The 23,945-nt window shown below is 44.5% G+C and carries 19 protein-coding genes and 1 pseudogene; 13 read left to right on the top strand and 7 right to left on the bottom strand.

The window, feature by feature from the left end:
• Window positions 1–46: 46 nt before the first annotated feature.
• The 3 genes from R7E38_RS10915 (at window position 47) to R7E38_RS10925 (ending at window position 2,977) form a co-directional block, all read left to right on the top strand.
• Window positions 47–397: a hypothetical protein gene (locus R7E38_RS10915; protein WP_017634942.1), complete on the top strand. Its 351-nt coding sequence runs from the start codon at window positions 47–49 to the stop codon at window positions 395–397.
• Between the two features lie 9 nt (window positions 398–406).
• Window positions 407–2,347 (top strand): alkaline phosphatase D family protein, encoded by a 1,941-nt coding sequence (locus tag R7E38_RS10920; RefSeq protein WP_226083618.1) that lies wholly within the window; start codon window positions 407–409, stop codon window positions 2,345–2,347.
• 189 nt (window positions 2,348–2,536) lie between these two features.
• On the top strand, window positions 2,537–2,977 hold the full coding sequence (locus R7E38_RS10925; protein ID WP_017820644.1) for a TerB family tellurite resistance protein: 441 nt from the start codon (window positions 2,537–2,539) through the stop codon (window positions 2,975–2,977).
• 241 nt (window positions 2,978–3,218) lie between these two features.
• On the opposite strand, the gene R7E38_RS10930 is transcribed toward R7E38_RS10925, so the two are convergent.
• Together R7E38_RS10930 and R7E38_RS10935 are read right to left on the bottom strand one after the other, a co-directional pair.
• The gene (locus R7E38_RS10930) at window positions 3,219–3,749 is read right to left on the bottom strand and encodes a 3'-5' exonuclease (protein WP_005377684.1); all 531 of its coding nucleotides are present in this window, start codon (window positions 3,747–3,749) and stop codon (window positions 3,219–3,221) included.
• Between the two features lie 83 nt (window positions 3,750–3,832).
• Entirely contained in the window at window positions 3,833–5,374 is a 1,542-nt protein-coding gene (locus R7E38_RS10935; RefSeq protein WP_005377686.1) for a sensor domain-containing diguanylate cyclase, read from the bottom strand.
• Window positions 5,375–5,665: 291 nt separating this feature from the next.
• Between R7E38_RS10935 and R7E38_RS10940 the strand changes: the two genes are divergently transcribed.
• Genes R7E38_RS10940 through R7E38_RS10950 form a run of 3 tightly spaced genes read left to right on the top strand, consistent with a single transcriptional unit; the run spans window position 5,666 to window position 11,128 of the window.
• Window positions 5,666–6,298, top strand: a complete 633-nt coding sequence (locus R7E38_RS10940) for a DUF2760 domain-containing protein (protein ID WP_226083619.1) — start codon at window positions 5,666–5,668, stop codon at window positions 6,296–6,298.
• Complete coding sequence (locus tag R7E38_RS10945; protein ID WP_020195930.1) at window positions 6,298–8,262, top strand: Hsp70 family protein; 1,965 nt, start codon at window positions 6,298–6,300, stop codon at window positions 8,260–8,262. The genes R7E38_RS10940 and R7E38_RS10945 overlap by 1 nt, the downstream gene beginning before the upstream one ends.
• Window positions 8,263–8,317: 55 nt before the next feature.
• Window positions 8,318–11,128, top strand: coding sequence for an Hsp70 family protein (locus tag R7E38_RS10950; RefSeq protein ID WP_226083620.1), 2,811 nt, complete (start codon window positions 8,318–8,320; stop codon window positions 11,126–11,128).
• A gap of 85 nt (window positions 11,129–11,213) precedes the next feature.
• Here the strand turns inward: R7E38_RS10950 and R7E38_RS10955 are convergent, their stop codons facing one another.
• Entirely contained in the window at window positions 11,214–11,408 is a 195-nt protein-coding gene (locus R7E38_RS10955) for a hypothetical protein (RefSeq protein WP_005377692.1), read from the bottom strand.
• An 86-nt stretch (window positions 11,409–11,494) separates the two neighbouring features.
• Here R7E38_RS10955 and R7E38_RS10960 point away from each other — a divergent pair, with 86 nt between their 5' ends.
• A complete protein-coding gene (locus R7E38_RS10960) occupies window positions 11,495–12,181 on the top strand; it encodes a DNA-3-methyladenine glycosylase I (RefSeq protein ID WP_226083621.1) in 687 nt (228 codons plus the stop codon).
• Window positions 12,182–12,265: 84 nt separating this feature from the next.
• On the opposite strand, the gene R7E38_RS10965 is transcribed toward R7E38_RS10960, so the two are convergent.
• Together R7E38_RS10965 and R7E38_RS10970 are read right to left on the bottom strand one after the other, a co-directional pair.
• A complete protein-coding gene (locus R7E38_RS10965; protein WP_226083622.1) occupies window positions 12,266–13,243 on the bottom strand; it encodes a Gfo/Idh/MocA family protein in 978 nt (325 codons plus the stop codon).
• 11 nt (window positions 13,244–13,254) lie between these two features.
• The gene (locus R7E38_RS10970; RefSeq protein ID WP_053303095.1) at window positions 13,255–13,542 is read right to left on the bottom strand and encodes a putative quinol monooxygenase; all 288 of its coding nucleotides are present in this window, start codon (window positions 13,540–13,542) and stop codon (window positions 13,255–13,257) included.
• 103 nt (window positions 13,543–13,645) lie between these two features.
• Between R7E38_RS10970 and R7E38_RS10975 the strand changes: the two genes are divergently transcribed.
• Window positions 13,646–14,524: a LysR family transcriptional regulator gene (locus R7E38_RS10975; protein WP_226083623.1), complete on the top strand. Its 879-nt coding sequence runs from the start codon at window positions 13,646–13,648 to the stop codon at window positions 14,522–14,524.
• A 128-nt stretch (window positions 14,525–14,652) separates the two neighbouring features.
• On the opposite strand, the gene R7E38_RS10980 is transcribed toward R7E38_RS10975, so the two are convergent.
• Complete coding sequence (locus R7E38_RS10980; protein WP_154204611.1) at window positions 14,653–14,808, bottom strand: hypothetical protein; 156 nt, start codon at window positions 14,806–14,808, stop codon at window positions 14,653–14,655.
• A 142-nt stretch (window positions 14,809–14,950) separates the two neighbouring features.
• Between R7E38_RS10980 and R7E38_RS10985 the strand changes: the two genes are divergently transcribed.
• The 5 genes and pseudogenes from R7E38_RS10985 to R7E38_RS11005 all read left to right on the top strand — a co-directional run bounded on the left by R7E38_RS10985 (window position 14,951) and on the right by R7E38_RS11005 (window position 21,578).
• On the top strand, window positions 14,951–16,294 hold the full coding sequence (locus tag R7E38_RS10985; protein WP_226083624.1) for a sodium/glutamate symporter: 1,344 nt from the start codon (window positions 14,951–14,953) through the stop codon (window positions 16,292–16,294).
• Between the two features lie 204 nt (window positions 16,295–16,498).
• Window positions 16,499–16,990, top strand: coding sequence for a type II secretion system protein (locus R7E38_RS10990; protein WP_318081784.1), 492 nt, complete (start codon window positions 16,499–16,501; stop codon window positions 16,988–16,990).
• A gap of 271 nt (window positions 16,991–17,261) precedes the next feature.
• On the top strand, window positions 17,262–19,001 hold the full coding sequence (locus R7E38_RS10995) for an ABC transporter transmembrane domain-containing protein (protein WP_065274505.1): 1,740 nt from the start codon (window positions 17,262–17,264) through the stop codon (window positions 18,999–19,001).
• Between the two features lie 3 nt (window positions 19,002–19,004).
• Window positions 19,005–20,778, top strand: a pseudogene (locus R7E38_RS11000) (ABC transporter transmembrane domain-containing protein).
• 251 nt (window positions 20,779–21,029) lie between these two features.
• Entirely contained in the window at window positions 21,030–21,578 is a 549-nt protein-coding gene (locus tag R7E38_RS11005; RefSeq protein WP_005377712.1) for a hypothetical protein, read from the top strand.
• A 42-nt stretch (window positions 21,579–21,620) separates the two neighbouring features.
• Here the strand turns inward: R7E38_RS11005 and R7E38_RS11010 are convergent, their stop codons facing one another.
• Complete coding sequence (locus tag R7E38_RS11010; protein WP_318081785.1) at window positions 21,621–23,843, bottom strand: TonB-dependent siderophore receptor; 2,223 nt, start codon at window positions 23,841–23,843, stop codon at window positions 21,621–21,623.
• Window positions 23,844–23,945: the final 102 nt, after the last annotated feature.

Here is a 23,945-nt window from a genome sequence, read left to right on the forward strand (position 1 = left end):
GCTTAAACTCTAGCTTAGTTCTAAATCAAACATAATGAAGTAAAAAGTGAAAGCATCAGAACTCATCTCTACCTTGAATCATTTACCCGCAGACACAGACCCAGACATTGTGATGGGAGAAGCATGGCTGCCAGAGAGGTTGATAGGGACTCAACTCGATGGTGACATGTTGTTTTTGCACTTTGATAATGCACCAGAAGATGGTCAAGGTGACGAAGAAGGGCGTGGCTTCGTCGAACACGAAATCGACCTAATTAGAACTCGGCTTCAGCAAATTTTGGATGAAGACAGTAATAACGCGTCAAAAGCCGATGCGATGCTTGGTTTGTTCCTTATGGGACATGAACTTAGTAGCTCGCAAGTTATCGAAATATTAGAAGAAGAAGCTGACACATAAGGAGCCGTTTTGCCAGCATTGATGAACACGACTGAAATTTCTTCACTTCCTCTTGTCGTTGCAGGTCCGATCCTACGTAAAGTGACCGCAACTGAAATCAATATTTGGCTAGTCACCACCCAACGCTTGGAGGGTATGGTGCAAATTACGGCTGAAAATGCCTCCATCCTTTATCAAGCCCCTTTAAGTGAACAAAAAGAACAGCTTCAAATCGGCCTCAATGCGTGGTGTTGCTTACTTAAATTAGAAGGCGAGTTTCCAACCCATCAAGCGTTACGCTATCAAATAAAAACGCAATATGGATTAGTGACGGAACTGCTCCCTCACCTGACTTATGAGCGAGATAATACGCCAAACTTGGGTATTGAGTTCCTCGTTAGTGAAAAAGCGGATTATCTCCTACATGGCTCTTGCCGTAATCCCCATCACTTCAGTGATGATACATTGGTCGCTGCGGATCATAAAATCGCGTCTCAATCCATTGAAGAAAGACCGGATATGCTCATCATGAGTGGTGATCAAATCTATGCAGACCATGTTGCAGGCCCCACTCTCGATGCCATTGAGCAAGTCATAGCTTTATTGGGTTTGCCAGGCGAAGAATTCGATCAAGCTCCGATAAAAAATACCAATGAGCTCTACCAACACCCTGCTTGCTATTATGGTCGAGATAAATTGTTGCCTCATTATGTGAGTGATGACAGTTTACTAAGTAAGTTTTTTCCACACCGAGGGACACCAATATTCAGCGCCAAAGAGTGTGAGAATCACCTAATAAGCTTTGCTGAGTGCTTTGCAATGTACTTATTGGTTTGGTCTCCGACCTTGTGGAAGCTTGTTCGAACGGATCGTTTGTTAGAAAACGAATTTACTGTCGGCGGAGAAGTTCTTGAACCCAAATGGCAGCAGCAATGGCGCGAAGAAAAAAAGCAAATTGATAAATTCGTCGCAGGTCTGGACAAGGTTCAACGCTTACTCGCTCACATTCCAACCTATATGATTTTTGATGATCACGATGTCACCGACGATTGGAATCTCACCATAGGCTGGGAACAAGCCGCATACAGCAACACGTTTGCAAAACGCATTATCGGTAATAGCTTGATTGCTTACTGGCTTTGCCAAGGTTGGGGAAATGCGCCAGAAAAATTCAATGATGAATTTATGAGCCTCGCTCAACGCTTTATCGATGAGCGAACCTCGCAAACCCAAGATGCATTTATTCAATATTTGTATCGCTTTGAGAATTGGCACTACACCATTCCTACGACACCAAAAGTTGTCGTGCTAGATACACGAACCAGACGCTGGCGTTCTGAGTCTAAAATGAACAAACCTTCTGGCTTAATGGACTGGGAAGCGATGATTGAGTTCCACCAAGAACTCGTGCACCAAGACAAAGTTGTTATTGTTTCTGCCGCGCCAATGTTTGGTGTGAAATTTATCGAAGCACTACAACGTGTGGTGACCATGCTTGGTAAACCATTGATGGTTGATGCTGAAAACTGGATGGCTCACCCCGGAAGTGCGAATACTCTTATTAGTATTTTCACACACACAAAGACACCAACTAACTTTGTTATTCTCTCTGGCGACGTACACTACTCTTTTGCATACGATATTAAGCTCCGCTATCGAAAAAACAGTCCGAATATCTATCAAATCACCTGTAGTGGAATTAAAAATCAGTTCCCTACACAACTGCTCAATATTTGTGATGGCCTAGATAGACTGCTATACAGCCCTCGCTCACCTTTAAACTGGTTAACAAAACGTAAACGACTCAAGATTTACAAACGCGCACCAAGTACGCACAACTTTTATCGCTTGGTTAACCATAGTGCCATTGGTGAGCTACGCCTTGATGATGAAGGCAAACCAAGTCAAATTAGTATTCTGACGAGTGATGGTGACGAAGTTCATTTTCCACCGACACGTGCTGAAAGCTGAGTATCAATCCCAAAATGACTTGCCCTGTGTAAGAGGCAAGTCACCTTGAACTAACTCAGGAGTTTAGTTTTTTTGGGGAGAAAGTGGCCGTTCTTAAATGTCAACGGCGTGCTAAATTTGGTATCGCACCTTGAGATCTTCCGTATTTATTACCATGTTAACCAAATAAACAATAGCTCGGTGTTCATTATGTTTAATTCTCTCACATCATTATTTAAACAACTCATTGATGGCTCTGATTTAAGCCAAACCAACACACTTTCCCCTAACATGGCTATCGCGTGTTTGCTTTGTGAAGTTTCTGGCGCAGACCATAGTGTCGATGATAGAGAACAAGAAACAAAGCGCTCTTTATTGATGAAACTGCTTTCGTTAAATGAAGAAGAATCAAATACTTTGTTAGAGCAAGCGCAACAGAAAATAAAAGATTCCGCTTCGCTGTACGACTTTACCTCTCAACTAAGAGAACTGACTCAAGAAACTCGTTACAACTTAATCAAAAGCATGTGGGAAGTCGCTTACGCAGACGGCGAAATTGACCCGCTAGAAGACGCGGTGATCCGTAAAACAGCAGAGCTACTCTATGTTGATCACAGCGAGTTCATTCGAGCGAAGTTACAGTCTCAGTAAAGTGACGAGATGAGTATATAAGTCGCTGGCTAACTCTAAGCTACCCCTAGAATGACAACAGATATCGCTTCTGTAGCCATAAAAAAACGCGCACTCTGCGCGTTTTTCAATAAGCCAACGACATTGTTATTAAAATACTGGTCAAGGTATGTGTTTAGCTCTTTCCACACTAAACAGACTGCATGACAAAACAACAATGGTTGGATGATTATTTAATTACAAGCTAGCTAGGTTCGAATAACTAAAACATGGTCAAAGCAAGCTTAGCTAAGTTGTATGCATCTACATAGCCAGAGTGTTGACGCCCTTCCCAGTCTATTCCTTTTGCTTCTTGAGCGGCTCGATGGCCTATACGTTTATCTTTAAGACGATTTTGAATACGGTAGAGTGTCGCTAAGTTGATGAACTCTGTGAACGGTGCTTCAATACCTTTTTGCTTACACTCTTCTAGAAGAATGAGGTCATCTCGCCCCCAAGATGCAAAGATTTTGTTGCGACCACCGAAGTTCTTCACCATGGATTTAAGCACTTCTTCTAGTGGGCGTCCTTGTTTTTCAATCTTACGTGGTGTGATGCCCGTTAACTCAGCGCAAAACAGAGACACTTCATCGTGTTCTGGTTTCACGTAGTATTGAGCACGCTTGACTATCTCACCTTTAGACAAATCTATTTCAGCTAACCCCACTTCGATAATTTCACCCGTGCTGCCGACGCCATTTTCGTTCCAGCAACACATTTCTAAATCGAAGCATACAATACGGTTATGGTTCATAGTTTGCCTTGGTTCCTAACATAAAAATTTAAAGCGTGCGATTCTATCGTAACACGGCGTAAAACTCGAATTTGTGCGCCCATTTAATCGCCGATCGACACATTATTACGGCCGTTTTTTTTACTCAAATAGAGTTGACTGTCCATTTTGTGATACAAGCTCTCAGGATCTTCTTCTTTATGGATAACCGCACCGATACTCAACGTACAGATGATTGACGCATCACCATAATCAAAAGCCGTACTTGCCACAACACTCCGTAACTTTTCTAGGTAAGCTTCTAGCACTGCTCTATCAATGACTTTAGAAATAATACAAAACTCGTCACCACCAGCGCGGTAAAACTTATCTCCCGGTTTTAAATTAGCACTGACCAGCTTAGTGACATGTTGCAACGCTTCATCTCCACCTAAATGGCCGTGTTTGTCATTAATCACTTTGAAGTGGTCGATATCAAAACCAACCAAGGCGAAGTTAACACCTTTGTTTATCTGATTAAGCAAGTGATCGTTGAATGCTCGGCGATTCAGTAGTTGAGTTAGAGGGTCTCGCTCTGCCATTCTTTTTAATTCAACGGTTTTGAGCTCCAACATGACCGCTAAGCGCTCTTTTTCTCGAGACTGTAAATTCACAATCCAACTGATCAAAAAGGCGATTACCAATCCGGCTAGCGTCGTGCCCGCTAAAATAGAACGCTCCCAAGCTGAGACTGCGTCAGAAAGTTTAAAGTCAATACGCCATTCACGGTTAGGCAGTTGAATGGTTCGGCTTATAACGGTTCCTCGAATGTTATCCCAGCTAGCACTTTGAAAGAGAACAGGGTCATCTGCTGCGTCGAATCCCAAATCTTCTACGCGCACCGACATATCGAGCTCCGTCGCGGTTTTCGTAATCAAATCCTCAAAGTAAACCGTACTTCGGATAACACCGGTCACTACTCCTAATAAATATTTGTTCTCGAAGTCGAACACTGGATGGAACACCAGCAACCCAGTCTTAGGTATGGACTTGTCATAACCATCTTGCAGTAAGCGAACTTTATCCGAGACATTCGCTCGCCCATTTTCGGAAATATCATCCAAGATTAAATCGAAGCGTTTACGCGAAAAATAGAAACCCAATAGAGAAAGGTTTTCCGGTGTTCTTGGGTAGATATCCGACGCGATGAAAATTGGCTCATTGTGTTCAAAAATGTACCCGTAGGTTTTGGGACCATCTTTAGGAACGGTAAACGGTTGGAAGTTTGGAAATTTTTGACGGGTCTTTAAAATATGTTCATCAAGATCTTCGAATTCGACCTTTTGCATCCATTGAAGTCCAATGAGACTTCGCGAGCTGTTAATCACTTGTTCCGCATACATCGGAAACGATGGCCAATAGCTTCGCTCAATCGAATGGAAAAAGTTTGCGCCCGCACCAATGAACTTTAGATCATTCTCGACGTTTGCTTTAAGTGATTCTGCTTGTCGGTCGGCTAAAGTATCAAACGTCGTCTGTGTATACCGTTGCTGCATTGTATAAGCAGCACCAACTACACCAGCAGTGACACATAAAGTCGCCAAAAAAGCTAAAATAGAGTCTGAATGTCGTTTTATAAAGCTCTTATGAGCGGTGCTTTGTGTCATATCGTAATTTTTGATACTTCCGTAAGTTAAACTTCGGGATCTATTGAAATACTGCGTTAGCAATGCACAAACATCAAGCAACAACCTATATTGGGGAGTCTGATCGTCGATTTTTCACGCTGTTCGTACGGTATAGTCACGAATTATTACAGCCTTAAGCCTTGAATATGCTACCATCCGTCATCATTTTAATGTCTAAACTTGGTGCAAGATCGCAAAGACGATCGTTTTAGTGAACAAATATGAGCCAATACTGAGCACCAATAAATCAATAGAAAGAGAAAAAACGTCATGAACATTGATTTGAACCTAATTCCTCAAACGTTCGATATGCTTCACGCTGGCCTAACCGCATCGAGCGTTTTGCTTCTTCTAGTTGCAGTGTCGCGCAAATCAAAAGTGGTCGAGAAAGTGGTAGAAAAACCAGTCGAGAAAATCGTCGAGGTTGAGAAACCAGTTGAGAAGATCGTTGAAGTAGAAAAAGTAGTGGAAGTAGAGAAAGTCGTAGAGCGTGTTGTAGAAGTTGAATCAAAACTTGCAACCGCATCAACAGACTCTGCAATGCAGCTGCTTTCTATCATGCAACAAGAAGCTCGTCTGATTGACTTCCTAAAAGAAGACCTAACGTCATTCTCTGATGAAGAAGTAGGCGCAGCCGCTCGCGTAATCCACACTGGCGGTCAGAAAGTACTGAACGACTACGTCACGCTAGCGCACATTCGTAACGAAGACGAAGAAACTCGCATTACGGTTGAAGAAGGCTTCAACCCACAAGAAATCCGCCTAACTGGCAACGTAACAGGCAGCGCGCCATTCAACGGCACGCTAGTTCACAAAGGTTGGAAAGCAACATCAATGACGTTGCCTAAACTGGCTGAGAACTACGATGCATCTGTGATCGCTCCAGCTGAGGTTGAGCTGTAATGGAACACATGAACCAAGAAAACCATTCTCAAGAAGCGTCTGTTGAAACTCAACAGACGCCTAAATTCAGTGTCGGTATCGACTTAGGTACAACACACTGTGTCATGTCTTTTGTTGATACTCACGACGAAGACGCTCGCGTTGAAGTGATGCCTATCCCGCAGCTTACTGCGCCGGGTACGGTAGAGACTCGTAGCCAATTAGGCTCTTTCCTATACCAGCCGCACGAGCACGAAATGAACCCGCAATCACGCGTTCTTCCGTGGTCGAGCGAGCCAAAAGCTCTGGTTGGTGCAATTGCACGTAACCTAGGTTCGAAAACGCCAATTCGTCTTGTTGCAAGTGCGAAATCTTGGCTTTGCCACGCTGGTGTAAACCGTCGTGATGCTTTCCTGCCAGCAGGTAGCCCAGAAGAAGTGGAAAAAGTATCCCCTCTTCGCGCGACAGAGCTTTACCTAGAGCATCTAAAAGACGCTTGGAATCACGCGAATCCAAATCACAACCTTGCCGATCAAGACGTGACTATTACGGTTCCTGCTTCCTTTGATCCTGCTGCTCGCGATCTAACTGCAGAAGCAGCACGCAATGTTGGTTTTGTGCACCTAACGCTTCTAGAAGAGCCACAAGCTGCGCTTTACAACTGGATCGATAACAGCAACGACAAATGGCGCGACGAAGTTGAAGTTGGCGACATCGTGCTTGTAGTCGATATCGGTGGTGGTACAACCGACCTTTCTTTGGTTGAAGTAACTGAAGATGACGGCAACCTAACTCTGAACCGTATCGCGGTAGGTGAACACATCCTACTTGGCGGTGACAACATGGATCTTGCGCTTGCATACCGCTTGAAAATGAAGCTAGCGCAAGAAGGCAAAGAGCTACAGCCATGGCAAGTTCAGGCAATGACACACGCATGTCGTGACGCGAAAGAAGCGCTATTGAACGACAGCGAACTTCAGTCAGTGCCAATCGTAGTACCAAGCCGTGGTTCTAAACTGCTTGGCGCAACGCTGAAAACAGAACTGACTCAAGAAGAAGTACAACAAACACTGGTTGACGGCTTCTTCCCTCAAGTTGCGATTACTGACCACCCTGTTCAACGTAACCGTGGTGCACTAACGCAAATGGGTCTGCCTTACGCGCAAGATGCAGGCATCACTCGTCACATTGCAGCGTTCTTGTCTAAGCAAGCTAATGCCCTTTCTGCTTCAGGAAATGGCGCAGAAGCAGCAGCTCAAGATTTCAACCCATTCGCTAACATGCCTGGTATGCCTGGTGCGGATGCAGCCCAATCAGCTGACTTCATCAAGCCAACCGCAATCCTATTCAACGGTGGTGTTCTGAAATCGAAACTTCTAGCAACTCGTCTAGAAGACACGATCAACGAATGGCTAATTGAAGCAGATGCGGAAATGGCAAAACGCCTAACAGGTGTAGATCTAGACCTTGCGGTTGCTAGCGGTGCGGCTTACTACGGCTCTGTACGTCGTGGACAAGGCGTTCGTATTCGTGGTGGTATTGCTTCGGCGTACTACGTGGGTATCGAAAGTGCGATGCCTGCGATTCCTGGCATGGCGCCTCCAATGGAAGCACTTTGCGTTGCACCATTTGGTATGGAAGAAGGTTCCAGCGTTGACGTACCAAGCCAAGAGTTTGGTTTGATCATCGGTCAGCCGGTTAACTTCCAATTCTTTGGCTCAACGGTTCGTCGTGATGACCTAGCAGGTACTCACCTAGACTACTGGGCACCAGAAGAGCTTGAAGAGCTTCCAGAAATCCAAGTAACGCTGCCTGTATCTGAAGGTCGCCGTGAAGGTGAAGTGGTTCCGGTAACCCTAGCCTCTCGCGTCACAGAGCTTGGTACGCTTTACTTAGAAGCCATTGCCGCTGATAACGGTCAAAAATGGCATGTTGAGTTCGATGTGCGCGAAGACGCGAAAAGCAACTCAAACGAAGAAGAATAAATAGAAATCAAACGGCATCCAATCGGGTGCCGTTTTTAAATACACGAAGGTTTGTATGGCATCTCCTCGTTTTCTTGTTGGTATTGACCTTGGCACCACAAATACTGTGGTGGCGTACTGTGAAATCACCGACAACCTTGAACAATCCGAAGTATCCCTATTCGACATCGACCAATTGATTGGTCCGGGTGAAGTGGTTCGTAAACCATTGCTGCCCTCTTTCCGCTATCACCCTGCGGTTGGTCAAATCTCCCCTTCTGACCTTACACTCCCTTGGGAAAACGAACCTGTATCTGGCGACATTAGTAATGTGATCGTGGGTGAATGGGCTCGTGAATTAGGCGCTAAGGTGGAAGGACGTCAGGTATCCAGTGCTAAAAGCTGGCTATCGCACCAAGCAGTGGATCGTAGCTCAGACATTCTTCCTTGGGCTGGTGCACAAGATGTAGATAAAGTATCTCCCGTCATTGCCAGCGCAAGCTACCTCAATCACATTCGCCAAGCGTGGAACTACCGTCATCCTAGCAATAAGTTAGAAGACCAAGATGTGGTTGTGACCGTTCCAGCTTCGTTCGATGAAACCGCTCGTAAACTCACGCTTGAAGCTGCACAGCTGGCTGGTTTAAAGAAAATCGTCCTGCTCGAAGAACCACAAGCCGTATGTTACGACTGGTACGCACGCCACCAGCAAACCGCAGCTGATGAACTCAAAGAGTTACCGCTGATTCTGGTGTGTGATGTGGGCGGTGGTACTACCGACTTGAGCTTGATTGAAGCCAGTTTCTCTTCTCAAGATGAACTAGCCCTTGATCGTATTGGTGTTGGCGAACACTTAATGCTGGGCGGTGACAACCTCGACTTAGCATTAGCACACCTTGCAGAGAGCCGCTTCAACCAAAGTAAGAAGCTCACTGCTGCAAGCTTGACTAAGCTGATTCAGCAAACTCGCAAAGCGAAAGAAAACTTGCTTTCAGCGAGTGCACCTGAAGAAGTGAAGATCACCATGCTGGGCAGCGGCTCGAAACTTCTTGGCGGAACAAAGAGTATTGGGCTGAGCAAACAAGAAGTGCACCAAATCGCTTTAGATGGCTTCTTCCCTCTTTCTGATTTCAGTGAAGTACCAGACAAGCGCCGCAGCGCCGTTGTCGAGTTTGGTCTTCCATACGTTGCAGATCCAGCGGTGAGCAAACACGTTGCCGAGTTCTTAACTCAGCACCAACAAGTTGCTCGTGCCGCTCTTGGCATTGAAGACGACAAACAAAATGCAATTCCGGTAGGTTTGCTACTTAACGGTGGTGTGTTCAATAGTGAACTTGTGACTGAGCGAGTCACTACCCTACTGTCCGATTGGCGCGGCGCTCCGGTTACGGTATTGGATAACCCACATCCAGATTGGTCTGTTGCACTAGGTGCTGTTGCGTTTGGTAAAGCACGTCGTGGTGCACAGCTAAAAATTGGTGGTGGTGCAGCGCGTTCTTACTTCTTGCATCTTCAAGAAAAGAACAAGATGGGCAAAGCGCTTTGTTTACTTGCAAAAGGTACAGAAGAAGGACACGAGATCCGCTTAAGTGGTCGTCGTTTCTCGCTTACCTTAGGTGAGCCTGTTCGCTTTAACCTGCTGACTTCTACCCACGACACCTTAACCAATAACACCGCTATTCAAAACGGTGTGATGGTGGACGTCGATCCTGACTTGTTTGCTCCTCTGCCACCTTATATCACCACTCTTGAAGGTGAAGGCGCCGAACTGCAAGCCAACCAAAAAGAGCGCGTAGAAGTACAATTGGCGTGTCAGTTGACTGAAGTCGGCACACTTAAGATGGAATGTGTCAGCGCAGAAGATGACAGCAAACGTTGGGAGCTGGAATTCGAAGTTCGTAACAAGCAAACCGACGACAGCGAACAAGTTAAGCTTCACCCTAAACTGAACGAATGTAAGGAGCTGATCGCTCGCCTTTACAGCGGTAACAAGAAAAGCGCAGAAAGCAAAGAGATCAAAACCTTAGCCAAAGATCTTGAGAAGAAACTGGGCAAACGTGACGAGTGGGATTTCACTACCCTACGTCAACTGTTTGATACCTTTGCACAAGGTCGTAAGCGTCGCCGCCGCTCTGAACAGCACGAGAAAAACTGGCTTCGTTTAGCAGGTTTTGCACTGCGTCCGGGCTTTGGCGATCCAACAGACTCTTGGCGTATTGAGCAAGTTTGGGGACTGTATCAACAAAATATTCAGTTCAAAAACCATCAAGGCTGGACAGACTGGTGGGTATTCTGGCGACGTATCGCGGGCGGTCTAAGCCAAGAACAACAAGAAACCATTTTGGCAGACATCGCGAAATACCTACACCCTGGCGCGATGAAAAACCCACAGTCAGCTAAAGCGGCACAAGACATGGGTTATGAATCCATGGTTCGATTGGCGGCGTCGCTTGAACACCTAGAAGTCGAAGACAAAGTTCTATTGGCAACGTGGTTCTTGAGCAAAGCCATCAACCAAAACCAGTTTGAACAAGCGCACTGGTGGGCATTGGGACGCTTGGCATCGCGAACGCCACTTTATGGCAGCCAGCACAACGTCATTCCTCGTGAACAAGCGGAACAGTGGCTACCTAAATTACTGGAACAAAACTGGCAGAAAGAACCAATGATCGCGTTCGCAGCCGTAATGATTTGTCGTAAGACGGGCGACCGCCTATTCGATATCTCTGACGACTACCGTGAGCAAGTGCTGGCTAAGTTGAAGCAAAGCAAGGTGCCTGAATCTTGGATATCACTGGTTGAAGAAGTCAAAGAGTTATCTGAGAGCGAATCGAAGCGTATCTTCGGTGATGCACTACCAAGCGGTCTGACACTGTTAAATAACTAGGCTCTCACGCTTATAAACGCAACAAAGCCCTTCTCGTGAAGGGCTTTGTTTTATCTGATTCTAATAGCTGACGAAAGACGACTCGTTAGTTCATTTCCGTATTGATCACCACATCACGCGTTTCATTATCCATATCACTGATGCCAACAACTGAGATTTCACGGTCAGATAAATTCTCAATCATGCTGTCTTCTAACCCACCGTCCGTCATCCACGCATAGAATTTTTCCGCAATACGATCCGAACCTTCCCCGACAAACGTTAATGTGACCTTCTTCATTTGTGACACTCCATCAATTTACGATTCAGCCACTTAAGCGTAGTATGTTTCCCAAATATCGACATAAACTAGGACTAACTTCTTTTATGAGTATCGAAAAATTTGACGCGATTTATCAGCGCGCTGCCGAGCGTAAAGGTGGTGAAGATCAACTTGAAGCGCTTTTATCTCATCCACTAAGCAAAGAAGAGCTGGCAGCGATTCCCGACGACCGTTGGCTGGCCGCTTTTTCAATGAAGGTATTCCAAAGTGGGATTTCGTGGAGCGTGGTTCGCAACAAGTGGCCGAACTTCGAAGAAGTGTTCTTCGGATTTAAGATTGAGCCGCTGTTGATGCTGTCAGACGAGCAATGGGAAACCAAAGCAACCGACAAACGCATCATTCGCCACCTCACTAAAGTCATGTCGATTCCTGCTAATGCTCGTATGATCCACGAAGCAAAAATCGAATACGGCTCGTTTGGCAAAATGGTTGCCGATTGGCCGCAAGAGAAAATCACCGACCTATGGGCGTATTTGAAGAAACGCGGTAATCGCCTAGGTGGCAATACAGGTCCTTACACACTTCGTCAAATGGGCGTTGATACCTTTATCTTGTCTAACGACGTTGAAGCTTACCTGCGTAATTGCAAGATCATTGAAGGTGGCAAAGATACGAAAAAATCGCTCGATGCAGCCAACAAAGCGTTTGTTCAATGGCAGCAAGAAAGTGGCAGAAGCCTGTCTGAGATCAGCCAAATTATTGCGTTCAGCACCGGCGATAACCGTATTTAATCCAGACTGAACACAAAACAATGACGGCGCACTAATCATTATATTTAGTGCGCCGTTTTAATGTTCATTGGTTCAAGTACAAACTTACTTTGAAGCCAGTGATTCCCACTCCGTCAGTAGCTGCATAATGCGGTGAGAGTCTTCCCACGTTGCACAAGGGTTCTCTAACGATGTACGCCCTGCTTCAACCGCCTGGCGAATATTGCGCACTTGATAGAAGAAAGCATCCCCTGCCGCCGGAACAAACACTTCACGCTTCGACGTCTCGTAAATTTCCACACTAAACTGGTTTTCTTGCGTTGGTAGCCATGGGTTTGAATCTAACGTAATACAGCCTTTGCTACCCAGGATGGTGAACTGGTGTTTCAATCCGTGATCTTCGGCAGTGTGTACGCTCGCCGTTTGTTGCTCACCGAATTGCATCATCAAACTCGATTCACAGATATTCCCATCGTTACCTTGTCGACCAATCGCTGTCATTGAACGGTTCTCAAAGGTTTGTTCACCCAACATGGTTTTCACCACCAAATGCACCAATGACATTGGGTAACAACCTAAATTATACAAAGCACCTTTACTGTCTGGATTAACAAACTGCGCAATCGACGCGATATAAGAAGTATGGATCGAGCGAAGCTCACCAATCTCTCCCGATTTCAGCACCGAAACCAACTCGCGGATCAACGGGTGATGTAAATACATTAAGCCTTCAGCTAAGAATACCTTGTGCGCTTCTACTGCTTGAAGTGCCAGCTCGGTTTTTTCCATATCTACCGAAAGTGACTTTTCACACAGGATCGCTTTGCCCTGCTCAGCCGCTTTGACGATAAAGTCATGATGAAGGTGATTTGGCAATGCGATATAAATAATGTCGACTTGCTCATCAGCAATCAACGCATCGTAATCGTTGAACGTATTCTCGATGCCATATTGCTCAGCGAATGCCTGTAAGTTCTGCTCCGAACGCCCAGCAACCGCGTACAGTTCACTCTTGTCATCGCCTTGGATTGCCTCAGCCATGACTCCTGAGATAAAGCTTGTGCCTAAAATGCCCCATTTCATGTTCACGTCTCCTATTGAGCTTGGGTTTCGAATGCTTGAACTAACTCTGCCATTTCAGCCGCTATAAACGCTTGTGTATGCGGCATAGCAAAATGCGCTTCAATCGCGGCGCGGTTTTCATATCGCTCCCAAAGAATCACACGTTGTGGATCTTTAGAATCGTAGGTCGCATTCGCTTGCAAGCACCTCGCTTCGCTTTGCATATCAAGGCAAAATTGTTCAATGGCTTCAACTACTTGTTGTCTTGGCTTATCGGCATTCATTTTCAGTTCGGCGGTAACAAAAATCGTATCATTCATGATGGATCTCTTTCTCCATTCTTAATCATACGCCCACTGTAATTAACCTCGTTTGATTGATAAACTCTGCTTTAGTTATTTCTTTATCAACTCTGGGTGTGCAATGGATAAATTAACAAGCATGAAAGTTTTCGCTTACGTGGTCGAACACGGCAGCTTTCGTAATGCTGCACACCACTTTGATCTTTCACCGACTATGGTTGGCAAGCACGTGAGCTTTCTTGAGCAAAGCTTAGGTACACAGCTGATTCATCGCACCACGCGTAAACAGTCCCTGACCGAAGCTGGCAGACTCTACTACCAAGAGTGCCACCGCATTATTGAAGACATCACCAACGCAGAGAACCTGATCCAGACGCTGATTAACCGTCCAACCGGAACAGTGAAAATTAATTGCCCTGTCACGTATGGCAAAAAGGTGATCGCGCCCATCGTGGCTGACTTCTTAGCAGAATTTCCCGAACTGAACGTCGAGCTGATGTTGGATAACAGTTTGATTGACCCATACCGAAGTGAAGCTGACGTGATTATTCGAATCGGTGAATTGGTCGATTCGTCGTTAGTCGCGAGAAAATTGGGTGAATACCACATGACTTATTGCGCCTCACCCTCTTACCTTGAGCAACATGCCCCTATCCAATCGCTTGATGACCTTGAACATCATCATTGTTTGGGATTTCAGTACCACCAAGGGGAAAGCCAACAGGTGGTGAACATGCCATCTAATACCTTTGGAAACAGCAACACCCGATTAACGTCTAATAATGGTGATGTGCTTAAGTTTGCCGCGTTAAAAGGCTCTGGTGTTCTTCTTCAACCAAAGATCTTAGTTGAACAGGAAATTCAATCTGGTGCCTTGGTAGAAATTCTCCAGCAACATACTCCCAAGCCAAAACCGATCCACCTGCTTTACCGTTCAAAACAGCTTTCCCTTAAAAACCGCACCTTGGTTGATTTTGTTCTTTCGCATGTGAATCCGTAACACCACCTCATAAAGCGGCGACAATTTAACCACTCAATCAACTTTTATTGTCGATATGACAAATATTATTTCTTGTTAATTGTCTTTATTTTTCAGGCCGTTAGTATAGAACGCTCACTTAGTGAACACTATTTGTTGATTCCCATCAATTGCATTGCTCTGACAAAGTGACTAGGATTGCCGCCTTTCCTGAGTGAACTATCAAAATAACATCGAGAAATTTCATCAAATTTCTCTTCCTGTTCGTGTGCAATCACAACATTTACACTCATTTCAAATTGCATAAGCACATTCCTTTGCTTATGAAAACGACATTGATTTCTCAACGCTTTTAGTCACGTATGTGGCTTTTTGGCTTGAGAGAGATTTTTATTCAAGGTAGGTCACAAGGACGCTACCCCTTGACTGCATTTACTGGAGGATAAGATGCCTAAAGGTCTAATGCTGACTGACTTAGCCATCGCTGGCTTACTATTGATTTTGGCAAAAGTCATTCGCGTTCACGCGCCATTACTACAGCGTATGTACATTCCATCGGCGGTTCTCGCAGGATTATTCGGTCTAATTTTTGGACCAGCCCTGTTAGACGTACTGCCTTGGACCGATACGTTTACCGCTAACGCAAGCCTATTAACTGCTGCACTTTTTTCTGCGTTAGGTCTGGCAACGGATGTTCCATCACCTAAAACCGTCGCACAGCGTGCTGGCTCATTGTGGGCGTTTAACCAAATCGCTTCTGTTTCTCAGTGGTTGTTTGCGGCAATGTTTGGTCTAGTTCTCACAACCTTCTTCTGGCCAGAGATTAATCCTGGCTTTGGTGTGACAATGTCTGCGGGTTTTATGGGCGGACACGGTTCAGCCTCTGTTGTTGGTGAAATCTTCACGGGGCTTGGCTGGGAAGATGGCTTCACACTTGGCTTAACGTTCGCAACCGTGGGTATTTTCATTTCAATTTCTGTCGGCATGCTCATGCTGCAATTCGCATTGAAGATGGGTTGGATTCGTAGCTTTACGACCTTCGACAGCATGGATGAACACGAACGCAAAGGCCTTGTTAAGCCTGTTGATCAAGAACCGGTAATGAAAGACACCATGTCTTCCCTGTCGGTTGATTCTTTTGCGATTCACGCGGCGTTGGTTGTAGTGGTAACAGCTTTCTCGTATGTAGCGGCTAACTACTTATCTTCTTTCCACGATAAGGTACAAATCCCTACGTTCGTAACCGGCTTCCTTGGCGGCATGCTTGTGCGAATCATCGCGAAACAAACGAAAGCTTCACGCTATCTTTGTGACGGTGCATTCAAACACGCCGCGGGCATCAGTACCGATTATTTGATTATCTTTGGTATCTCAGCCATCAAGATTACCGTCTTAGCCCAGTATTTAATGCCGATGGTAGTGCTTGCAATTGGTGGTATCGCCTTCACACTATGGCTAATCTTCTGGGTTGCCCCACGTATCATGGGCGAAGATTGGTTCGAGAAAGGCATTTTCTCTTGGGGTTGGTTAACCGGTACGGTTGCCATGGGTATTGCCTTGCTTCGTATTGTTGATCCAAAAATGCGTAGCAAGGTGCTTGATGATTACGCCATCGCTTATGTCCCTGGCTCAATCACTGACATCTTCATCATCTCTTTGATGCCAATCGCGATGTATAACGGCATGCACTGGCAAGCGCTTGGTGTAGGATTAGGTTACATCGCAATTGTCTTATTTATTTGGCGATTCATTTTTAAACGTAGCCGCAGTGCTCTGACACACGAATCTTAGTCGCTTTACTCGGGAGGATTTTATCCTCTCGAGTTCATTCCTTGGTTTTTATCAAAATCACTCCTCATCCCGAAAATAAGCAACTTGTTTTATATTTGAGATTTGCAATCCCGATCTCTTATTATCATTCTTTTTTAATACTTGACCTGAAAGTTTCTATATCAGAATAGCCGCCTATTCGTTTCTAAAACATGGAGAAAGGCTGTGCGTCGCTCTCAAGGATTTACTCTTATTGAACTCATTGTGTGCATCATCATTCTTGGTATTGTAAGCGTCGTTGCATTTCCTAAATTTCTTGGCTTACAAAAAGATGCCAGAGTGGCGGTTCTATATGGAGCCAGAGAAGCACTCATGACCGCCAACAACTTTGTCTACACCAAAGCAGTGATTCAATCTCAAGAGACAGTAGATGGCGGCATACAATATAACATTAATCTAGATAATGACGGCCATAACGACCTAATTGGTTACTTTGGATTTATCAAAAATGTTATTCCAGCAAAAGAGCTAGCAGGCTTTGATCCGCAACTCACTATTAACACTTGGTATGGGGTAGATAGCCCAGACGAGCCCTACTTCCTTATTGGTTTTGCAAACAAGCCTGTTGGTCCAGAACATATGTGTTATGTCGAAGTTTACTACCCAGAAACTCCTGGTGGCCAAGTGAAATACAAAATACAAACTGACGATTGCTAATGCCCATATAGAGTGGCAGTAACACTTTTACTTTTGGTGTCTTCATCGTTATTGCAAGGTAATGGCTCCAAAACCACCATTAACAACTATTTCACATAATGTCGTCGCACAGTTAGCTCATAGAGATAAAACCAGTAATTTGCGCCGACACATGGTTATAATTGAAACAATCTATCGTTTTTAAACCCGCCTATAACTTGTGCTTGTAAACTCATCATTTCGCTCAATAATAGTTCTATAACAAATTCAATAATTTAAAGCGGGAGGCGTAATGAGAATATTCTGGCAGCTACGTTGGTATTTCCAACAAAAGTGGAGGCACTATGTCGGATCCATTCTGCTTTTCGCTGTGATATCAGCACTACAGCTTGTTCCGCCCAAAGCAGTTGGCATCATAGTTGATGGCGTCGTAGACAACACTTTAGATACAAATACGCTGATTCTATGGCTCTCAGGGTTAACTGTACTGATCTTTACTATTTATGGGTGTCGCATCTTATGGCGAATTTGGCTTTTCGGCGCAAGCTGGGAGCTCGGGACCATTCTACGTAACCGTCTATATAGGCATTTATCGACACAGCCACCTCGTTTTTTTGAACGTTACAAGACGGGGGATCTGATGGCTCGTGGCACTAATGATGTGCGTAATATCGTTATGACAGCCGGCGAAGGGGTTTTAACCGCCGCAGACTCTTTGATCACTGGTATTGCGGTTTTAATCATTATGGTAACGCAAGTAAGCTGGAAGCTCACCGTAATGGCGCTTCTTCCAATGCCATTTCTTGCCATCATCATCTTCTTTATTGTGCGTATCCTACATCAACGCTTTCGTGTCGCTCAGGAAGCCTTTTCTACCATGTCAGACATGACACAAGAGTCACTTAATGGCGTGCGAATGCTGCGTGCTTTCGGATTAGAAAACCAAGAGCAGCAACGTTTTGAAGAGGTTGTGGATGATACTGGCGAAAAGAACATCGCTGTCGCAAGAGTCGATGCTAGATTTGACCCGGCAATTCAGTTAACCATCGGTCTTTCTTTCCTTCTTAGTGTCGCTGCTGGTGCTTACCTTGTTGATAAAGGTGAGATCACGCTTGGTGATCTGACCGCATTTACGATGTATTTAGGGTTGATGATATGGCCGATGCTGGCATTCGCATTCCTATTTAACATTTTAGAAAGAGGCTCAGCTGCATGGAACCGACTACAAGAGATCTTTGATGAAAAGCCAGAAATTATCAGTGGTAATAAGCCAATAGAAAATAAACCACTTCCGTTAAAAATTGATATCGACGATTTCCACTGGTCTAGTGATTTACCGCCCGCTTTGACGGAAGTAAACATCGAACTTGAACCCGGAAAAATGTTGGGAGTTGCAGGGCCTGTAGGAAGCGGAAAATCGACCCTGTTAACACTACTTTTGCGTCAACATGATTTAGAAAACGGCTCAATTAAATTCGGTGATGTCGAGATCAAGGATGCCCTACTTCCACAGTGGCGAAACCGCTTTGCTGTCGTTAACCAAAGTCCGTTTCTATTCTCCAAATCTATCTTCGACAATATTGCCTTAGGCAACCCTAATGCAGAGAAAGAAGAAGTCTATAGAGCAGCAAAGTTAGCCTGTATACATGACGATATTGAGAAGTTTCCTGAAGGCTACCAAACAGAAGTTGGTGAAAAAGGTATTACACTCTCCGGCGGGCAAAAACAACGTATTGCGATAGCACGCGCTATGCTGCTGAATGCCCAAGTGTTGGTTTTGGACGATGCACTTTCCGCTGTTGATGGACGGACCGAACATCAAATCCTTAAGAATTTGGAAACACACTACCGTGATCAAGCCCTAATCGTTATTGCACACCGCCTCACCGCATTGGAAGCAGCAGACGAGATCATTGTCTTGAATCACGGCCACATTACTGAACGTGGGCAACATAGCGCTTTATTAGCGCATCAGGGATGGTACGCCGAAATGTTCGAGTACCAAAAACTAGAACAGGCGATGGAGGAATAATGAATGAACCAGACCAGCACGTTTAAACGGTTAATGTCTTACCCATTATCTCAACCAAAGCCAATGATTAAAGGACTCGCCTTGCTGTTTATTGCAGCGTTAGCTAGCGCCGGCGGCCCTTGGTTGATTCAATATTTCATTGATGAGCACATCGCTAAAGGTGACTATTCACAAAATGTTCTGATTTCGCTAGCAGTAGGTTATATCGCTCTTCAGATCGTATCGGCAACATTCCAGTATTTTCAGTCATTGCAATTTAGCATTGTCGCGGCTAACACGATCAAAGCGATTCGTAAGCAAGTATTTTCTGGCGTGATTAAGCAGCCGTTATCTGCGTTTGATTACACTCCTGCTGGAAAATTGGTGTCGCGAATCACCAACGATACGGAATCTTTACAGCAATTTTATGAGCTTTTGATCGCGACCGTGGTGAAAAACGTGGTCATGATTGTCGTAATGCTTGGCGTTATGTTTTTCATGAGTTGGAAGCTCACACTCGTTGTGCTTGTATTGCTGCCGATCGTCATCGGCTTTATGTACTTGTTTAAGCAGCTAAGTACAGAAAGCTACCGAAAGATGCGTGACCTATTGACCGATATAAATGCGAATCTGAGTGAATCCATTCAAGGGATGAGTGTCATCCAATTAATGCAACAAGAAGAGCGTTTTAATAAACAGTTCAACGAGCTAACCGCAGAGCATCTGGTGGCATCTAAACGAGTGATTCGGCTAAACGGCTATCTGCTAAGACCATTAATGGACTTACTCGCTGGTCTTGCGTTGCTTTGCTTGGTTGCGATCTTTGGTTTTAATGGTATTGAGTTGATTGGTGTGGGGGTACTGTATGCATTTATCAGTTATCTTGCGCGAGTTACTGAACCACTAATTGAGATGACTCAGCAACTTGCTCTACTTCAGCAAGCGTTAGTATCAAGCGAACGTGTTTTTGAATTAATTGACGCGAAAGAACAAACTTACGGGGACAATCATCAACCATTAAGGTCAGGTGCTATCGAACTTAGAGATCTCACATTTAGCTACGATGGTAAACAGGACGTCCTGAAAGACATTTCGTTGAAGGCCAACCACCAAGACTTTATCGCGCTTGTCGGGCATACAGGAAGCGGTAAAAGCACATTAGCGTCACTGTTAATGGGCTTTTATCCAACGCAATGTGGTGAACTGCTCATAGATGGTCGTCCACTTAAAACATTAGGGAAAGACGTACTTCGCAAAGATGTGGCAATGGTTCAACAAGATCCACATATTCTCCCTGCTTCAGTCAGAGAAAACATCTCTCTCAGTCGGGCGGTTGATGACAATCAAATATGGGATGCGTTAGACAAGGTAGGTTTGGCAGAACAAATTCATCGTTACCCTAACGGGCTAGACACGCAGTTAGGTCAAGGCGAAACTAATTTATCTGCAGGTCAGAAACAGCTTTTGGCGTTAGCACGTGTGCTTGTGGTAAAACCTAAGGTATTGATATTAGATGAAGCAACCGCAAATATTGACTCAGGAACAGAGGCTTTAATCCAAAAGAGCTTGGCGGTACTCAGACAAGACATGACGCTCGTTGTTATTGCTCATCGGCTTTCAACTATCCTAGATGCAGACCAAATCATTGTTCTTCATCATGGGGAGTTAGTCGAGAAAGGCACACAAAGCACTCTTAACGCAAAATGGTCGTTATGCTCAAATGTATCAGTTACAGCAAGCAAACCGACATCTACAACAGATTGAAGAAGACACCAAGCAACTCGAAGAAGCGGTGTGATTTTATGCCCGTGCCTTCTTTTTATTTAGTCGGCATGGGCATAATTGGTGTAACTTCAAAATTTAACCTTGTTAGCTTCCAATTTCTTCATAATGTGAACTAATTTTCTATTTCTTACCTATTATTGACATAACCCCTCGCTATATCACGCAAGGTCGTTGTAAAATCGTACGGTACTTAAGTCTACTGCCTGTGGCATTGGGCTGAATTCCGCTTTCTAATTATGCACATTAATCTCATGACACAAGTCCATGGACAAAGATAAGTTTACTAACATCTATCGCTTGCCTGGTTCGATTCAAATTCGTATCGGTAAATGGCAAAAGACGTTCCGCGGCACCTCTGATTTAGTTTTACATCAGGCGCTAATGGAGCGTAATAAGCAATTTAAGAAGCCAGACTTTTTACCTAAAGGCTGGTGTGTCACTCCTATTGATGAAAACGACATTACCATTACGCATCACGGTAAATATATCCAAACCGTTATGCGCACAATGCTGGACAGAAAGGTCTCATACAAGCGACTGTTCCTATCTCGAATGAGTCTCGAAGATGGTGAAAAAGTCCTCCACAATTACAAGCTGGAGTGGGTAAGAAAACATAACCAGATCGCCAAAAAGTACAATCAAATTAAAAAGAAACAATATATGAATTTTGCAAGAGAAGAAGAGGAAACCCTCTACCCTTCGATTCCAAAGGGTGAGTTTGACAAAACATTATGGAACAAACTTGTCGTATCATCGTTTGGTCCGCAGAAAAAGTACAAAAACCCGCACTTTGTCCGTAAAGCCGATTTCTAAATAAACACCCCTAAAGTTAGGGGTGTTTATTTATACGTTAACTCACCAGTCGTAAGTTAAACTTGCAATAACATTTTGTCGGTCGCCATACCAACAAAAGCCATCACATGTCGCTATGTACTTTTTATCCGCGATGTTTTTAGCTGCGACTTGTAGCTTGTAATCGCCGATTCGATAACTGACCGTCGCATCCATTAAGAAATAACTTGGTACTTTTAGTCTCTCTTCGTTGTCTCCGTATGACTCACCTGTATAGCGCGCGCCTAAGCCAACAGCAAAGCCATCAAGAGCTCCATCAAAGAAACGATAATGTGCCCAAGCTGATGATACGGTATTCGCCACTTGGGAAGGTGTTTTGCCAACCCATGCCTTATTGATGTCTTCTTTTATCTCTGCATCAACGTACGCAATGTTCCCGATCAATGTTAAGGATGGTGTCACATTAGCTACAGCTTCAAACTCAACGCCGTTATTTTCTATTTTTCCTATTTGCGTTAATTCACTCAAGTAGATACGAGCCAAGTTTTCTTTTGTTGCCCGATACGTTGCAATATTGAAATAACCATCAAATGAATCCGGTTGGTATTTCATACCGATTTCAAATTGATCACCGCTTTCAGGCTTCGCTGGCTTACCATTGCTGTCTTCTTGAATAATTGGATCAAAGTACTGAGAGTAACTAAAGTATGGCGTGAAGCCAGAATTAGAAATATAAGCCGTTCCCACGCTAAACGTCCACTCTCCATGATCGACTTTCGTGCGAGCACCCGTGGTAACATTATGTACTTCATTACTTGTATCGTCGTAACGTGCGCCCAATAACATCGCCCATTTATCGTTGATCAGCATATGATCTTGAAAGTAGACGCCGAGCTGCTGATTATCGATTTTCGTTCTTTGCTTATCGGTTTCGCTCAATGGTTGTAGCGTATTCGGATCGAGTAACATTATGTTATCCGAATAAGTAGGATTAAATACATTAAACCTAGGATCGGGCAAAGCTCCCATTGGTGTGTTTAATAATGCATTACCATTAGCAACTATAGGGTCATTGGCAAAATCTTTACCATCGATACTGATCATTTGAAAATCTATGCCCAACATCAAGTTATGCTCAACACTTCCCCAATTTCCTTGGTGCATCAAACGATTATCGATATTAAAAGCATCAGATGACCCATCTTCTGTTGAAGCACCCCGAAGTATGGTTTTGCGTTCATTTGATGGGTCCAAAGCCGGCCCCAACGCAGGCACGTCAGCCGAGTAAACGTACGAATACATTTGTCTTAGCTTAACATCCATTTCGCTGTAACGAGCTGCTTGAACAAATGAAGTGGTATCATTAAATGCATGAGAAAACTCATAGCCTAAAGACACCTGCTCACGCTCAAACGTCTCCCAGTTAGGATTGCCTATCGCTAAACTATCACTGATCTTTCCATTTTTGTTTGGCGTTAACGTTCCTTCGACTGGCAAAAATTGCAGATAAGGATCTGAGTCGTCTTTTTGATAGCTCGTTAGAAAGGTAATTTCAGACGTCTCATTAAATTTGTACGTCATCGATGGAGAGAGAAGAATGCGCTCTGCTTCTACCCCACTAATTCTCGTCCCATTTTTTCTCGCTAACCCTTGAAAGCGGAAAGCTAGCTGCTCACTCACCTCAGAGTTTACGTCAAGAGAAAGTTGTTTACGGTCTTCAGAACCGTACTCCAAAGATACAAGTCCTGACCCCCCATCAAATTGAGGTCGCTTACTGACAACATTGATAACCCCACCTGGAGGGTTTTGCCCATAAAGAACAGACGCTGCACCACGTAAAACTTCAACCCTCTCTAACGCAAACGGATCTATTTGCCAACTATAGAAGCCAGAAGAATATAAACGGGTACCATCTTGATACAACCCGCTGTTCGCCTGTTTAAAACCACGAATAATAAACCAATCTTGCTTGTTATCTTCGCCAAAATAGTTAGTTTGAATGCTTGGTGTGTACTGTAGCGCGTCAGAAATGCTAATAGAGGCACGATCATCCATTTGCTCTCGCGTAACAATAGACACCGCTCTTGGAGTCTCATTGATGGCAATATCAGTTTTCGTTGCTGCCCGACTCTTCGCTCCAAGATAACTAAAATCAGGACCAACTGCACTGTCTTGCTGCTGTCCAATCACAACTATATTTTCATCTTCCTGAGCCAAGACATTTGGCGTTGATAAAGCTAATACAACCGCCATCGACGTTGGTGTCAGCATAAACTGCCGAGTCATATTCTCTCCTTTTTGTCGGCAGCCAAACCAACCCTTCATGACTTCAGCGACCGCTGAAAGAAAAGCGAGTTACGGCATCGCCAGTTGTTTCCGTAAAAGACA

Origin of the sequence: Vibrio sp. Vb2131 (genome assembly GCF_033338535.1) — a bacterium.
Classification (GTDB): domain Bacteria; phylum Pseudomonadota; class Gammaproteobacteria; order Enterobacterales; family Vibrionaceae; genus Vibrio; species Vibrio alginolyticus.

Excerpts from the sequence above, each read along its gene's own strand:
- R7E38_RS10935 (WP_005377686.1), bottom strand. The coding sequence starts at position 5,374 with ATGACACAAAGCACCGCTCATAAGAGCTTTATAAAACGACATTCAGAC.
- R7E38_RS10985 (WP_226083624.1), top strand. The coding sequence starts at position 14,951 with ATGCCTAAAGGTCTAATGCTGACTGACTTAGCCATCGCTGGCTTACTA.
- R7E38_RS10995 (WP_065274505.1), top strand. The coding sequence starts at position 17,262 with ATGAGAATATTCTGGCAGCTACGTTGGTATTTCCAACAAAAGTGGAGG.
- R7E38_RS10955 (WP_005377692.1), bottom strand. The coding sequence starts at position 11,408 with ATGAAGAAGGTCACATTAACGTTTGTCGGGGAAGGTTCGGATCGTATT.
- R7E38_RS10960 (WP_226083621.1), top strand. The coding sequence starts at position 11,495 with ATGAGTATCGAAAAATTTGACGCGATTTATCAGCGCGCTGCCGAGCGT.
- R7E38_RS10975 (WP_226083623.1), top strand. The coding sequence starts at position 13,646 with ATGGATAAATTAACAAGCATGAAAGTTTTCGCTTACGTGGTCGAACAC.
- R7E38_RS10925 (WP_017820644.1), top strand. The coding sequence starts at position 2,537 with ATGTTTAATTCTCTCACATCATTATTTAAACAACTCATTGATGGCTCT.
- R7E38_RS10940 (WP_226083619.1), top strand. The coding sequence starts at position 5,666 with ATGAACATTGATTTGAACCTAATTCCTCAAACGTTCGATATGCTTCAC.
- R7E38_RS10970 (WP_053303095.1), bottom strand. The coding sequence starts at position 13,542 with ATGAATGATACGATTTTTGTTACCGCCGAACTGAAAATGAATGCCGAT.
- R7E38_RS10965 (WP_226083622.1), bottom strand. The coding sequence starts at position 13,243 with ATGAAATGGGGCATTTTAGGCACAAGCTTTATCTCAGGAGTCATGGCT.
- R7E38_RS10930 (WP_005377684.1), bottom strand. The coding sequence starts at position 3,749 with ATGAACCATAACCGTATTGTATGCTTCGATTTAGAAATGTGTTGCTGG.
- R7E38_RS10945 (WP_020195930.1), top strand. The coding sequence starts at position 6,298 with ATGGAACACATGAACCAAGAAAACCATTCTCAAGAAGCGTCTGTTGAA.
- R7E38_RS11010 (WP_318081785.1), bottom strand. The coding sequence starts at position 23,843 with ATGACTCGGCAGTTTATGCTGACACCAACGTCGATGGCGGTTGTATTA.
- R7E38_RS11005 (WP_005377712.1), top strand. The coding sequence starts at position 21,030 with ATGGACAAAGATAAGTTTACTAACATCTATCGCTTGCCTGGTTCGATT.
- R7E38_RS10980 (WP_154204611.1), bottom strand. The coding sequence starts at position 14,808 with ATGCAATTTGAAATGAGTGTAAATGTTGTGATTGCACACGAACAGGAA.
- R7E38_RS10950 (WP_226083620.1), top strand. The coding sequence starts at position 8,318 with ATGGCATCTCCTCGTTTTCTTGTTGGTATTGACCTTGGCACCACAAAT.